This window comes from Psychrobacter sp. H26 (assembly GCF_059073035.1).
Genome location: NZ_JCACRW010000001.1, coordinates 2655866 through 2671477 on the forward strand (window position 1 = coordinate 2655866; position 15612 = coordinate 2671477).

Genomic DNA, 15612 nt, shown 5'->3' on the forward strand with positions numbered 1-15612 from the left:
CAACGCGTTAGTGGTCACCTATTACTGATTATCTGTTAGAGGCTACCTATTATCGAATACCTATTTGTAATGAGTAGGGTCTATCGGTTCTTTTAACTCTTTAGTAACTTGCGTGTCAGCAGAGGCGTTAAAAAAGGTTTGAGTGACGTTAGTCTTTGCTTGTTGCCAGTAATCAAAATGCTGGCAAGTAGATTCAAGATCGCCTTGCCATTCTGGTATATTGCCGCACATGGTTTTGATGCGTTTTTGATTGGGATAAGACAACTCCTGTGCCGCAGCAGCAGCCTCATGGACGGCCACACGGTCATTACATACCAATGCAATATCGCAGCCAGCCTCAATAGCGGCCTTGACACGCGCGCTGACATCGCCAGCTGCCTGTGCCCCAGCCATCGACAAATCATCAGAGAAGAGTACACCATCAAACGCTAATTGCTCGCGAATAATATCTTTTAGCCAAATTTTTGAAAACCCTGCGGGCTTGTCATCTACTTGCGAGAAAATCACATGTGCTGGCATAAGGGCATCGAGCAGTGGTAGCGTTTGGGCAAAAGGCTGCATGTCACTATTGATGATCTCATCCAAGCTACGTGTATCGATGGCTTCTGACACATGAGAGTCAGGGGCAATAGCGCCGTGACCTGGGAAGTGTTTGCCAGTGGTGGCCATGCCTGCTGCTTTCATACCGCGCATGAACTGTGTCGCAAGTGCAGTAATCGCTTGTGGCTCGTGATGAAAGCTACGGTCACCAATGACTTGGCTGATACCATCTCTGTCTAGTACAGGCGCAAAACTCAAATCAATCCCTACTGCCAATACTTCAGCTGCCATTAGGTAGCCGCAGTCATACGCATAGCTAAGTGCACGACTCGGATCTTGATTAAACAACTCGCCTAGTCTACCCATTGCTGGTAAGGGGGTAAAGCCTTCACGTAGCCGTGCAACGCGCCCACCTTCTTGGTCAACACCAATCAATATATCGGGATTGTGATAACGTATATCGTCGCACAGTGTACGTACTTGGGCGGCATCGGCTACATTACGTCCAAACAGTATGACCCCGCCGACTTGTGCTTGTTTGAGTAAACTGACATCCTCAGCGGTCAGTGCGGTACTATCAATATCAATCATTAAAACGCCGTACATTGCATGATCCTTATTCTTCTTTATATTGTTATATTATGGGTCTGATGAACTCTAAATGTCTACTCACTCGCAGGCCATCGTCAATAGACTTTATTATGACAGCTATTATCAAATGAACCTAATGTACGAATTATAGACGTCAAATCAGTTTATTAATCATCAGTAAATAGAGGTTGATAGTCTGCATTTGCTCTAAGTGAGAAAAGTGATAGAAAGTTTGGTATGTGTAGGCGTAGCGTGTAAGATTGCTTATACAGTTTGAGACAGTTCAGTATTATTGCTCATGATAATATTATTCAATTTAGAGTATATATTAGTGGGTAATAACAGTAGCTGTAAGCTTCAAAGGCTATAAAATATAAAGAGCTTCAAAAATAACAGCGTTGTAAAAATTATGGAAAGATACAACGACAAAAAAATCTTACAACAATAAAAGTATAGAAGAGCGTAAGCTCAAGACGACGAGTAATGAAAATAGTCAGTATTGATAGATAATCACAGATTCAGGGTTTTTAGATTTTAACAAAACAAACAATATCCCCAATTCCAAACAAATCATTAACTTCAAATAACTAGGTACATATGATGAAAAAACAACCAGCACAGTGGTTACTCAGTGCAGCGTCAGTGGGCATAGCCGGTATTATGCTGACACAAAGTTACGGTACTGCAGTCGCAGAAACCAATACAGGAAGTTTTGTTCAGACGCCTGAACAAAAAGTCACTACCCGCCAAGTCGCCGCCTTGCTGGATCGCAGTCATTACCTAAACCAGCCGTTAGATAGCAAAACGGGCAGCGAGATTTTATCAATGTATATTGATAGCCTTGATCCAAACCATACGTTGTTTTTGCAGTCTGATGTCGATGAGCTGAAAAAAAAGCACGCGGCTGATTTTGGTGCGCGTCTCAAACAGGGCGATCTATCCGCAGGGGTAGAAGTCTATGATCGTTATCGCAAACGCTCAAATGAATACTTTGCGATGGCAACGAAAATGCTAAAAACAGACATCGATCTGACAGGTAATGACACCATCATACTTGACCGCGAAAAACTGGGTCACTTCAAAACCAAAAAAGAACAACGAGACTACTGGGCGCGTCAGCTGAAATTTCAGTTAATGAGTATTACGCTGGGGCAAGAAGACGAAAAAGCCAAAGAAGCCGTGTTTTTAAACAATCCAGATATCACACGTGGACAAGATTTGGTACGTAACGATGAGCGTACACCAAGTGAGATTTTGCAAAACCGTTTGTCACGTCAGCAGGAGCAGTTCAAACGCCTCAAAGACGATGAAATCATGGAAACCATCTTGAACACGGCAATGCTGACGTATGATCCACATAGCAACTACTACGCACCGATCCAAGCAACTGAGCTACAAATACAATCTAGCTTACAGTTAGAGGGTATCGGTGTCTCTATCCGCCCTGATCGTAAAAACCCAGACTACACTCGTATTGTGACTTTGGTAGATGGAGGGCCCGCTGCCAAATCTGGTCAAATTAAGCCCAATGACTTAATCGTCGGTATCGCAAAAGATGGCGAGAACATGACTGACGTGGTCGGGTGGTCAACGCGTGAGATTGTCAGCTTGATTCGTGGTAAGCGCGGTACTTCGGTCACTCTCAAACTACGTCAACCAAATACACCAGATGCTAGCGCCCGTACGGTTACTGTCGTACGTGACATTATTCAGCAAGAAGAGTCCGGCGTGACTCAGCGTGTGGTAGAGGTGCAGCGTCCTAATATAGATGAGACACCCAAACGTATCGGTGTGCTTGAAATACCAAGTTTTTACTTGAACTATCGTGCGCGCCGTAACGGTGAGGATTATCGCAGTGTCAGTATCGATACCGAAAAAGCACTGAAGGAGTTGAACAAAGAAAACATCGATGGCTTGGTTGTCGATCTACGCAACAACCCTGGTGGCTCTTTGGATGAAGTTGCCAAAATGCTCGGCATGTTTATCAAAAGTGGACCACTGGTACAAATTCGTGATAACCGCGGTAACATTCAAGTATACCGTGACAATGATGGTGGCGAGCAGCTGTATGATGGCAAAATGACCGTCATCACCAATTTGGCATCGGCATCAGCCAGTGAGATCTTTGCTGCTGCCATTCAGGATTATGGCCGTGGATTGGTCGTGGGTAGTACCACGACAGGTAAAGGCTCTGCACAGATTCAGCTCGATAGCTTGGCGCTGGGTTCTGCTACCTTAACTCAGCGTAAGTTCTATCGTATCACTGGCGGTAGTACTCAGAACAAAGGCGTGGTACCTGATGTTGAGTTGGTCAACATCTATGACGACGCCACCTTTGGCGAGCGCGCGCAGAAAAAAGCACTACCTTGGGATACTATCAGAACGTCTCCTTATAAGCCTGAGGGTAAGTTTACCAGTGATACACTCGCAACGCTCAATCAGCAGTCTAAGGTTCGCCAACAGAAAGACCCGCAGTTTACTTATCTATCGACGCTCAATGACATACGTAACATGGATGATGAAAAGAAACCTGTTCGTCTAGACATCAACAGCCGCCGCGCTAAAATGCAGCTCATAGAAAAGCGCTCATTAGAAGCAGAAAACAAGCGCTTGATCGCCACTGGTGAACGTCCATACTCTAACTGGAATACGTACCAAGCTGCAATGGATGCAAAGTTCGAAGAGCGTAGTCGCATGAAAGCTGGTGAGCGTCCAGAGTTACCAGAAGATGAAGCATTTATTAATGAAGCTGCTTATCTCATGCTTAGTGCTGAACCTACAGCAATGCTAAGCCCGCAAGAAAAGCTATAACGCATTATAGGTAGCTATAATTTCCATGTAAGCATATGCTTACATGGATTGACGTTCAGACTACTTACTAATGATAGGGCAATCTGCGATTATAACTGTACGGCACGATTGAACGGAATGGTTCATTGATACTAGGGATTGGTATCTTAAGGTCGCATCAGGGATAAGTGGTTTGCTGATTAGGGATGATAAGGCTGGATGCCTGTCAGTTATGAGATACCCCGGGATTAGGTATCGCGTAACGCTAACATGGATGGTTGGTAATAAAAGCCGCATGACGCTTGTCGTTATGCGGCTTTGTTATGTCTAAAATTTATAAATACTCATTGGTTATTATCTACAAATAGCAAAATGGAGCTTGAACAAAGTTTGTTAAGTATTCAACTTTTCAGATCACTCTATTTACTTGATAGATTATTTATTCGACAAAGCATCTATTTGATAAGTCACCGATGATGACACACGCACAAAAAAAGGTCAGTAGACATAGTCACTGACCTTTTTGATTGAGCGACAAGTCTAATAATAACTCATCACTCAATAGCTGTTCACTGTACTCTAGGAGAGATTAGTGCTCAACGCCACCTGCGCCATGTACATGGCCGTGGTTTAGTTCGTCTTCAGTTGCTGCACGTACTTCTTGGATCTCAACGTCAAATGTCAAACGCTTACCAGCCAATGGATGGTTTGCATCAACAGTAACTTCTTGCTCATTCACGTCAGTTACAGTAACTAGCATAACTTGACCGCCAGCTTCTGATTGAAACTGCATACCAGGCTGAATGTCATCAACGCCTTGGAAGTTCTCACGTGGTACGTGCTGTACTGCTTGCTCTTGATACTCACCGTAGCCATCAGCAGGCTCAACAACTGCGTTGACTTTTTCGCCAGCAGATTTGCCTTCTAATTGTGCTTCTAGGCCTGGGATAATGTTGCTGTGACCATGTAGATAAGCAAGTGGCTGACCTTCTGGTGATTGGTCAAGGATATTGCCTTCGTCATCTTTTAACGTGTAGTTAAATTTGACGGCAGTGTCTTTTGCGATAGTAGTCATAAAATATCCTAAATATATCTATGTAAAAAATTAAATGCGGTTGCAATAAACCTAAAAAAGCCAATCAGCAAGCCAAAAAGCCACGATATTAGTCAATTATCATCAGTTTATTAAAGTAACTTTAGCAGTTAGCATCTTTAATTGAGATGGGTCACATGAGTTTCAAGGCAAAAAACATAAAAAAAGCCAATTAATGCCCCAATTTACAATAATAACTGTTATTTTCTATAGTTGATGGGTAGCTATGGGCTATTTAAGGTTTGGGAGTTGCGTTTTTTCGGATTGGCTCCTACCATAATGATAAAAATAAGGAAGAGAGATACGATGACTTCATTTACCAATACTGCCAATAATCAGCCAACGAGTGATGTGTCAATCAGCCACAATGATGCCAAGCGACTACCCTTGATTAGTTATCGGTTCGATTTTGCGCGTTTTTCTGAGCATTTGGTTGATGTGTCATTAACCTTTACAGCAACCTCAGCCGCACCTCAACTTTGGCTACCAGCATGGATACCAGGCAGTTATCTGATGCGTGAGTTTGCTCGCAACATTACTGCGGTACACTATCAAATCATAGACAGCCAAATAGAAGAAGGCGACGAGTCCTCCGAGACTTATCGCGCGCAAAAAATAGATAAACATACATGGCAGCTCCCAACCATACAGGCAGGACAAGTGGTAAATGTCGCGTACGAAGTCTACTGTTATGATTTATCAGTGCGTACGGCGTATGTTGACCAGCAGCGTCTGTATGGTAATTTTACCTCGCTCGCACTCGCAATTGATGGACAAGAGCTGGAACCCGTACAAGTTAGTTTGATTGTTCCCGCGGCATTTTTGTCAGATAAAAAAGAGAATAATGTACTATTAGCATGTGGTTTGGCAGCTACTCATCTGCGCGTTGAGGGTCAGGACACAGATGGACAGCACAGTTATCAGTTACAGGCAGATAACTACCACGAGCTGATCGACTATCCTTTCGAGATTGCAGAACAGCAAAAATTTGATTTTATTATCCACGATAATCAGCATGAGACGCTGCAACACAGTTTTTATCTCTCAGGTAAGCATAGCGCCAACATGGGCAGGCTACAGCAAGATGTCACTCAGATTTGTCAGACTTATCTAGACTGGCTGGGCGATGCGCCATTCAATGATTATACCTTTATAACCTTTGCCAGTGGTCAAGATTACGGCGGGCTTGAGCATATTAACTCTACTAGCCTGATTACGCCGCGCCGTGACTTACCAAATATAGATGAGCCAAAACTACCCAGTACTGATTATCAACGGTTCTTGGGCTTATGCAGTCATGAGTATTTTCACTCGTGGTGGGTCAAAACAGTGCGTCCCGATGTCATGATCGATGTTGATCTACGTCGCGAAGCATTTACGCCGCTGCTTTGGGTGTTTGAAGGGTTTACCTCTTACATTGATGATTTTATGTTGCAGGCGTCTGGTGTGATCGACAAGCCAAGCTATCTGAGATTATTGGCGGAACAAATCAATCGTTACTATCAAACGCCTGGGCGTAGTAATCAAAGCGTGGCAGAGTCGAGTTTTGATGCGTGGATCAAGCTGTATCGTACTGATGAAAATACGGGCAATGCAGGTATCAGCTACTACAACAAAGGTGCGCTAGTGGCATTGTGTTTGGATCTGATACTGCTCAAAAATACCGATGGTCGCTATCGTCTCTTTGATGTGGTCAAAGCGTTCTATACTCAAGCCAAGCAAAACGACAATAAGCGTATCGGTATCAGTAGTGCCGATATGGGTACGGTGATTGGGCAGTTCATGCCGCTAGCAGCATGGGAGGGTTTTGAGCATCGTTATGTTAATGGAGTAGAGGAGCTACCCATTGAGACGTTGCTAATCGAAAACGGTATCAAAATACAGGCAAATAAAAAGGAAGTGGCTGATAAACATGTGCCTTGGGGCATGCGCTGTAGCGAAACGCCAGCCGGACTCAAGGTCAATCGTGTGATGCGTGGTAGCGTGGCTGCCAGAGCTGGCATCTCAGCACATGACATCATTGTTGCGATTGATGGTATAAAAGCAGACAGCAAGCAGTTAGCTTCGCTTAGTAACGCCAAGCGCCCTGTCGAGTGTTACTTGTTCCGCCGTGATGAGCTGATGTGTGTTCAAGTGCAACCAACTAAAGCGCAGCAAAAAGACAGCATAGATAGCAATGATGCTAGCGAAAAGTCATTTCCTCACAAGATCGGTCTACGCTTAGCAAAAGAAGGTAAGGCGTTACAAGGTAGCGGCAATGAAGAGCAAGTAGAGGCAGGCTGGGAGACGTGGCTGAATGTTATGAATCAACAGCCAGATTAGATTCGTTGAACGGTGTATCAATACTGCGTGCCACTAGTATCTAGTATAGCTCGCGACACGCAACGCCATTCATAGCCTATACCGCACCGACGAATGCCACACCGACAAAAAATCCCCCAACAAGCAATAGTGCTTGTTGGGGGATTGTCATTAGTAGCTTACTGCTTCCCGATATTCTTACTACTGTACCTCAGTACTTTTATCAACACGGTTATTATCGGTGTCTTCACTGTCCGAACTTTCGTTTTCAGTAGACTGGCTATCAGGATCTATAACGTCAGTGCTGCTCTTAGCGCTATTCAAAACTTGAAGCGCTGCAATCCAATTTTGCATGACATCAATCTCAGCCTGCTGTGTATCGATAATATTCTGTGCCAATTTGCGCATTTCCTCATCGGTGCCGTACTCGAGCTGGACTTTTGCCATGTCTACTGCGCCAATATGATGCGGTAACATACCACGTGCAAAGGCCATATCAGGCATAGGATCGGCAATACCTAATGTCATATCACCATGCATATCTTCCATGCTTTTGGCATATGCCTGCTGCATGGCAGTCGTATTAGGCTTAAGTTTGGGTGCATCAGGGTGGCTGGCTAGCCATTTATTTAGAATGTCAATCTCAGCTTGCTGTGCGGTGATAATGTCTTGAGCAAGCTGGCGCATAGCCTCATCAGTACCATACTTTAGCTGGATTTTTGCCATATCTATCGCACCGCGATGATGCCCAAGCATACCTTTGGCAAACGCAGTATCAGGGTCGTTATAACCCATTCCAACCAGCATCTCAGCATGCATATTGGTCATGGTTTTCTTATAGTCTCTAAGAATATCAGTCATCTCGGAGCCATCCGCGACGTTTACATCGTCTTGCAATGTATCCTCGCTCATGCCGTCATGCTCAGCATGAGTAGTGTCAGCCACTGGTGGCGTGCTTTCTTCTACAGGTGTTGGTTGATTGTCCTCTGCTGCTGGCTGACACGCGCTGAGCAAAAGCGCCGCGAAAATGCTGGTAGCCAACAAAGCAAAACGATGAGAAGCAATCATGACATATCCCTATTATAAAATAAGACGATAAATGGATAAGACCCACTTTATACAACTAATGGCTATATATAACCAATGACGTGCCGAATTTTAGCAGATAAACCTTACCCATTCGAGACGCTATGTTTAATAGGTCGTAATATCTTTAGATTATATGAAATTATATATCGGTAACTGAGTAACGAGCAACTCAGCAATAAACAGTTGAACAATGCTCACTAATAGGCAATGCCCAATTGCTGATAATGCTCACTATTTAAGGAGATGCGTAAAAACTCACCAACCGCTAGATCGTCAAGCTCAAACCCTGCAACTGACCAACGTATCAAGCGCAGGCAAGGCAGACCAACATGAGCGGTCATACGTCTAACTTGACGATTTTTCCCTTCGTAAATCGTCATCATCAGCCATGAATCAGGCACACTCTTACGCTCACGTATCGGTGGGTTACGCTGCCAGAGCGTCATTGGCAACTCATCTTCACGGACGTGTTTGATAGAGGCAGGCAGGGTCTTACCGTCTTTTAGAATCACGCCCTTACGCAGTTTGCTCAGTTGCTCGGTAGTAGGAATTCCCTCAACTTGTACTAAGTAAGTTTTACCTTGCTTGCGCCCAGCATTGGCTTTGGGTGGATGAGTGATTGCTTTATTGACACGCCCATCATCGGTCAAAATAAGTAGACCTTCTGACGTGGCATCAAGCCTACCTGCCACACGCAAAGACTTATCAGTAAAGTACTCAGATAGGGTAGTGTGATCGTTATTGCTGTCGTCTCTGAACTGACTTTGTACGCCATAAGGCTTGTTGAATAAAACGAGACTAGAGGTAGACATAAAACGATATTTCCTAGTATTGGGTAAATGGTTGTCTATTGTAGCCTATGTCTTATGTCACGCCAGTAGTCAATAACCAGTATTGAACAAACAGCGTCGAACAAACAGCGTCGAACAAACAGCGTTAAACAAACAGCGTTAAACAAACAGCATAGCCGTCTTGTCAGTGACAGAATGGATGTCGCATCATCCGCTACAAAAGTAGGACAGTGGTCATATAGCTTTGTTGCTATTCTAAATCCATATCCTAATAGTGGCTTTTTATTTTTGGCAATCCTAGCATTCAGTTTGATTGCGATGTTACTTTCGTTTTAGCTTCTGTCGCTTAAAACTATTTTTAGTATGTTCAAACCAATGATACCAGGGCTACAGTTATCACAGCTTTACTCAGTTCATATTTGTTCAAATCACAAGTATATAGGCGTTAGAATGCTAAGAAAACCGCTGACATAACAGCGTGTTCAACTCGTTTGCAATCTATAACAGACAATCAAGGAGTATCATCTATGTCATATGATAAGGTTATCGTACCAAGAGACGGCGAAAAAGTGACCGTAAATGCTGATTTGTCGTTAAACGTCCCCAATCATCCGATTATTCCATTTGTTGAAGGCGATGGTATCGGGGTAGATATCACACCTGTCATGAGAAAAGTGGTCGATGCTGCGGTTGATAAGGCCTATCATGGCAAAAAATCTATTGTCTGGATGGAGGCGTACCTAGGCGAAAAAGCGGCCAAGATATATGACGGTGACTATCTACCGAGTGAGACGTTAGAGATTTTAAAAGACTATGTCGTTAGTATCAAGGGCCCATTGACCACGCCAGTGGGTGGTGGTTTTCGCTCACTCAATGTGGCAGTACGTCAGGAGCTTGACCTATATGTTTGTCAGCGTCCAGTACGTTGGTTTGAAGGCGTGCCAAGCCCAGTTCAGCATCCTGAGCTGACAGATATGGTTATCTTTCGCGAAAACTCAGAAGACATCTATGCCGGTATCGAGTGGAAAGCAGGTAGCGAGGATGCTAAAAAAGTTATTAAGTTCCTAAAAGAAGAGATGGGCGTGACCAAAATTCGTTTTGATGATGACTGCGGTATCGGTATCAAACCTGTCTCAAAAGAAGGCTCCCAGCGCCTAGTACGTAAAGCAATCCAGCATGCTATTGATAATGATTTGCCAAATGTAACACTGGTGCATAAAGGCAATATTATGAAATTTACTGAAGGAGCATTCAAAGATTGGGGCTATGAACTGGCAGCAGAGCGCTTTGGTGCTGAGCTATTGGATGGCGGCCCATGGATGACGATAAAAAATCCAAAAACTGGCAACGATATCATTATCAAAGATGTGATTGCTGATGCGTTCCTGCAACAGATTTTGATGCGTCCTGCAGACTACTCTGTAGTCGCAACGCTTAACCTGAACGGCGACTATATCTCTGATGCGCTAGCGGCTGAAGTCGGCGGTATCGGTATTGCGCCAGGAGCAAACAAAGGCGGTGCTATCGCAGTCTATGAAGCGACACATGGTACCGCGCCCAAATATGCTGGTCAAAACAAAGTAAACCCAGGCTCATTGATATTGTCTGCTGAGATGATGCTACGTGACATGGGCTGGTGTGAGGCGGCTGATCTTATTATTAGTGGTATTCAAGGCGCGATTGCAAACAAAACAGTGACGTATGATTTTGAACGTCTCATGCCCGACGCCATCTTACTCAGTACTTCTGAATTTGGCAAAGCAGTTATCAAGCATATGGATGCTTAGCGATATACGAACTTCGCCATAGAAGTTGTAAGTGATATATGTGCTCACAGCACTGTGTTCTATTAAACGCTATTAAAAGCCATCTGCTGACGTAGGTGGCTTTTTGTGTATTTGAAAATTGGAAAGGAAGAATAGAGCTAATCATTATAAGTGTAGATATGACAGGTGGACGATAAGGTTAACCGTCTATATAGGGTAGTGTATAAAAACGAGCGTTCTATATTTTTAGAGCGCGCATAAAAAACACCTCAATGTCCTAAGACCATTGAGGTGTTTTATCTACGATGACTTTAAATAGCATGACCGGCATAACTGGCTTTGACTTTAAAGCCTAAAGACAATTATGCTCAATTATCTCGTCACCGCTACTCAAACAAACTATAGCGATGCTAATGCGTCGTTAAACAATTTGCTTGGACGCATTACTTGTGTCGCTAGTTTTTCGTCAGCATAGTAGTAGCCTTTGATATCTACAGATTTGCCTTGAGCATCGTTGAACTCTTTGACGATAGCCGCTTCGTTATCTTGAAGATTTTGCGATAGCTCTGCGAACTTCGCTTTTAGCTCCGCATCTTGATCTTGCGCCGCCAGCTCTTCTGCCCAGTACATAGCAAGATAGAAATGACTACCACGGTTGTCAAGCTCGCCTGTCTTGCGTGATGGCGACTTGTCGTTCAATAGCAACTTCTCAGTTGCAGTATCCAACGTGTCAGCCAACACTTTGGCTTTAGCATTTTTATCATTCGTCGCCAGATGATCCAGAGACTCTGTCAATGCCAAGAACTCGCCCAAAGAATCCCAACGTAAATGGTTTTCTTCTGTGAGCTGCTGAACATGCTTTGGTGCAGAACCGCCAGCGCCTGTCTCAAACAAACCGCCGCCTTTCATTAATGGCACAACCGATAGCATCTTGGCACTGGTACCTAGCTCTAGGATTGGGAATAAGTCAGTGAGGTAATCACGTAAGATGTTACCGGTAGCAGAGATGGTATCAAGACCGCGAGCGACACGCTCTAGGGTATAACGCATGGCGCGAACCTGAGACATGATTTCGATATGTAAGCCATTAGTGTCATGATCTTTTAGATACGTTCTGACTTTTTTGATCAGCTCGTTCTCATGTGGACGGTATGGGTCGAGCCAGAAGATAACTGGCGTATCTGAATCACGCGCACGGCGTACCGCAAGTTTTACCCAATCTTGGATAGGTTCGTCTTTGGTCTGACACATGCGCCAGATATCGCCTTTCTCAACACGCTTTTCTAGCAATACTTCATCGGTATCAACGTCTACAATGCGAGCAGTACCAGCATCGCTAGATTCGAATGTTTTGTCATGTGAACCATATTCTTCAGCTTTTTGAGCCATCAAGCCAACGTTAGGCACGGTGCCCATTGTTTTTGGATCAAAGTTGCCATGCCATTTACAGAAATTAATCATCTCTTGGTAAATGCGAGCAAAGGTAGACTCTGGCATAACGGCTTTACAGTCATACATTTTGCCGTCTGCACCCCACATCTTACCACCTGAACGAATCATCGCTGGCATAGAGGCATCAACGATAACATCACTTGGTGAATGGAAGTTGGTGATACCTTTTGAAGAGTCAACCATGGCCAGACGCGGGCGATGCTCTTGACAGGCATGCAGATCACGCTCAATCTCTTCGCGTTTTGATGATGGTAGGGTTGCGATTTTGTCGTATAGATCTGCCATACCGTTGTTTACATTGATGCCTAGCTCATCAAAGAACTCGCCATGCTTTTCAAAAGCTTCTTTATAATAAATACGTACCGCGTGACCAAATACGATAGGGTGTGACACCTTCATCATGGTGGCTTTTACGTGCAGTGAGAATAGAATACCAGCTTCGCGGCAATCTTCCATTTCACGCTCATAAAATTCTAGCAACGCGGCTTTGCTCATAACCATCAAGTCGATGATTTCTTTATCAAGCAGCGCAAGTTTAGGTTTTAATACTTTTGTGGTGCCATCATCAAGTAATAGCTCCATACGTACGGTACGGGCTTTGTCTAGTGTAATAGACTGCTCGCCATCATAGAAATCGCCACCATGCATGTGTGATACGTGCGTGCTTGACCACTGCTTCCACTCACCCATGGAGTGTGGATGTTTGCGGGCATAGTTTTTGACTGCTTTTGGCGCGCGGCGATCTGAGTTACCTTCACGAAGTACTGGGTTGACAGAGCTACCTAGACTCTTGCCATAGCGCTTACGCAATTCTTTTTCTTCATCAGTTTGTGGATCTTCTGGAAAATCAGGTAGTGCAAAACCTTTGCTTTGTAATTCTTTGATAGCGGCTCTGAGCTGCTGTACAGAAGCACTGATGTTAGGTAGTTTTATAATATTGGTATTTGGGTCTTGAGTCAGGCGACCAAGCTCAGCCAAGTTATCAGGAACACGTTGCTCTTCAGTCAAGTACTCAGGGAACTCGGCCAATATACGCGCAGCAACAGAGATATCAGTGCTTTCAACAGAGACGCCTGCAGTTTGCGTAAACGCTTTAATAATAGGTAAAAAAGATAGAGTCGCCAGCGCTGGGGCTTCGTCAGTTTTTGTATAAATAATTTTTGACATTTTATTTAGATCTTCCTTTAGTTGTCGTTAATAATAAAGCTCAAATACAGTGTTGAAGATGGGTCAATGATACTATGCAATAATGAATGATATCGTTCGATCAAGTACGTTGTATGTAGCTGCTTAGCAATATTCAAGTTAACAATATTCAAAACGGGTAAAGCATTTTCTTTTAATAAAATTTATTCAAGCAGCACTCTTAGGCAATACGTCAACTGTGATGCGATATTGCTTAAGAGTCATTCACTGACGGTATATTATAATCAATCCACTATAAATCCGATAGGTTGTCAATCATATACGATGAACCAAGTATACTGTTTTAATCCATATCCTATGATTTGAATTGTACTAAGCTAATAACAACCTTATTCTACCAGTCATCTACTTCGATATCATCTTTTCCATACAACTACTGTCTTTTTATGGGATTTTATATCGACCCCAATGCTACAGCAACCGCATAACAAAAAACCATCGACCTCTCAATCGGTGGTTTTTTATTACGCCGCAATAATTTTTGCAAATTGTGACAGCAAAACCACAAAAATTTGCTAGGCTAGGTCATCAACAGATAGATTATCTATATATAGCGACGATGAATATGAGTTTAGAGTATGCGCTGATTAATGATACCAGTTGGCAGAGCCAGACAGAATGGCAAACCCCAGATACCCCTTTTATGTCATTTGAGTTTTGGCAGGCTTTGACTGACACTGGGGCGATTGGTGAGCAAGCAGGCTGGCTACCAATATTTATTTTGGTACATCGAGTCGACGATCATGCTGATAATGAAGACAGTACCGATGGCTCAGTAAGTAGCACTGCAAACAATGCATGGCAACCTGTGGCCGTGATGCCTGTATTTATAAAGGGTCATCATCGCGGTGAGTTTGTATTTGATCATTCATGGGCGGAAGCTTACGCGCGCTATGGCGTAGATTATTATCCGCGATTGGTCACCAGCGTACCCTATACACCGATTACGGGTCAGCGTCTTTGGGTAGCAAAAGGGCAAACCCTAAATGAAGATATCCTCAAAACAGCTATTGCAGGTATCGACGATATTGCCCAGCAAGTGGGTGCCTCAAGCTGGCATGGGCTATTTGTCACTCCTACGCTGGCATCTATTGCTACCACCTCTATGCCTACTGAAGTTGATGTAGAGCGTGCGATAGTCGCACAAGAGAGTGGTATTGATGCCGTGCCTATCGAGATGCCTATACTCGAGCGCCAAGGCTGCCAGTTCTTATGGCAAAACAAAGACTTGCTCAATAACAGTCAACCATTTGCTGATTTTGATGCGTTTTTGATGACGCTAAAAGCCAAAAAACGCAAAACAATCCGTGCCGAGCGCCGCAAAGTTGCAGAGCAAGGTATCACCTGTGAGCGAAAGTGCGGCGATGCAATCAGTGAGGCAGACTGGAAAGCCTTTTATCATTGCTATGTCATGACCTATGCGGTGCGTGGACAGCAGCCTTATCTCACGCTAGACTTTTTTATGGCATTGGCAGCGGGTATGTCTGAACATATTATGCTCGCACAAGCGTTTGATGCTGGTGGTGAGATTATCGCGAGTAGTCTGTTCTTATATGATGACCCTGATAGCGATAATAAGAATCCTGATAGCGACAATGTTGATGTTAGTGATAATGCAACCTTATATGGTCGATACTGGGGGGCGCTTGGTGAGTATGACAGTTTGCATTTTGAGCTATGCTATTATCAAGGTCTTGAGTTTGCCATTGAGCAGGGGTTAACGTTTTTTGATCCTGGGACACAAGGAGAGCATAAACTGGTTCGAGGATTTATTCCAACAACGACGCACTCTATCCACCGTATTTATGATCCGCGGTTTGTACCTGCGATTGGTGACTTTTGTATGAGAGACCGGATGCATATGGCACAGTATCGCAAGCAGGCGTTTGAGGCGCTACCTTTTAACGCGGATAATATGCCTGATCTTAATAGTAGCAACTCATAGCAGTCACTCATAACGGCAATCGGCCATGGTGAATGCTGCTTCTACGCG

At 44.0% G+C, this 15612-nt stretch carries 9 protein-coding genes; 4 read left to right on the forward strand and 5 right to left on the reverse strand.

What is annotated here, in order from left to right; translation table 11 throughout:
* Positions 1-60: 60 nt before the first annotated feature.
* Positions 61-1146: a beta-N-acetylhexosaminidase gene (gene nagZ / locus AC5JPT_RS11055; RefSeq protein WP_493858131.1), complete on the reverse strand. Its 1086-nt coding sequence runs from the start codon at positions 1144-1146 to the stop codon at positions 61-63.
* Between the two features lie 585 nt (positions 1147-1731).
* Here nagZ and AC5JPT_RS11060 point away from each other — a divergent pair.
* Positions 1732-3942: a carboxy terminal-processing peptidase gene (locus AC5JPT_RS11060; RefSeq protein WP_493858472.1), complete on the forward strand. Its 2211-nt coding sequence runs from the start codon at positions 1732-1734 to the stop codon at positions 3940-3942.
* A gap of 568 nt (positions 3943-4510) precedes the next feature.
* Here AC5JPT_RS11060 and AC5JPT_RS11065 read toward each other — a convergent pair.
* Complete coding sequence (locus AC5JPT_RS11065) at positions 4511-4996, reverse strand: FKBP-type peptidyl-prolyl cis-trans isomerase (protein WP_319051113.1); 486 nt, start codon at positions 4994-4996, stop codon at positions 4511-4513.
* 324 nt (positions 4997-5320) lie between these two features.
* On the opposite strand from AC5JPT_RS11065, the gene AC5JPT_RS11070 reads away from it, so the two are divergent.
* Positions 5321-7336, forward strand: a complete 2016-nt coding sequence (locus AC5JPT_RS11070; RefSeq protein WP_493858132.1) for a M61 family metallopeptidase — start codon at positions 5321-5323, stop codon at positions 7334-7336.
* A gap of 180 nt (positions 7337-7516) precedes the next feature.
* Here the strand turns inward: AC5JPT_RS11070 and copM are convergent, their stop codons facing one another.
* A complete protein-coding gene (gene copM / locus AC5JPT_RS11075) occupies positions 7517-8383 on the reverse strand; it encodes a CopM family metallochaperone (RefSeq protein WP_493858133.1) in 867 nt (288 codons plus the stop codon).
* A 218-nt stretch (positions 8384-8601) separates the two neighbouring features.
* Entirely contained in the window at positions 8602-9216 is a 615-nt protein-coding gene (locus tag AC5JPT_RS11080; protein ID WP_493858134.1) for an rRNA large subunit pseudouridine synthase E, read from the reverse strand.
* A gap of 506 nt (positions 9217-9722) precedes the next feature.
* Between AC5JPT_RS11080 and icd the strand changes: the two genes are divergently transcribed.
* Positions 9723-10982, forward strand: a complete 1260-nt coding sequence (gene icd / locus AC5JPT_RS11085; protein WP_493858135.1) for an NADP-dependent isocitrate dehydrogenase — start codon at positions 9723-9725, stop codon at positions 10980-10982.
* Positions 10983-11360: 378 nt separating this feature from the next.
* On the opposite strand, the gene AC5JPT_RS11090 is transcribed toward icd, so the two are convergent.
* Entirely contained in the window at positions 11361-13580 is a 2220-nt protein-coding gene (locus tag AC5JPT_RS11090) for an NADP-dependent isocitrate dehydrogenase (RefSeq protein ID WP_493858136.1), read from the reverse strand.
* Between the two features lie 604 nt (positions 13581-14184).
* Between AC5JPT_RS11090 and AC5JPT_RS11095 the strand changes: the two genes are divergently transcribed.
* Positions 14185-15564 carry a GNAT family N-acetyltransferase gene (locus AC5JPT_RS11095; protein WP_493858137.1) on the forward strand — a complete coding sequence of 460 codons (1380 nt, stop codon included), beginning with the start codon at positions 14185-14187 and terminating at the stop codon, positions 15562-15564.
* Positions 15565-15612: the final 48 nt, after the last annotated feature.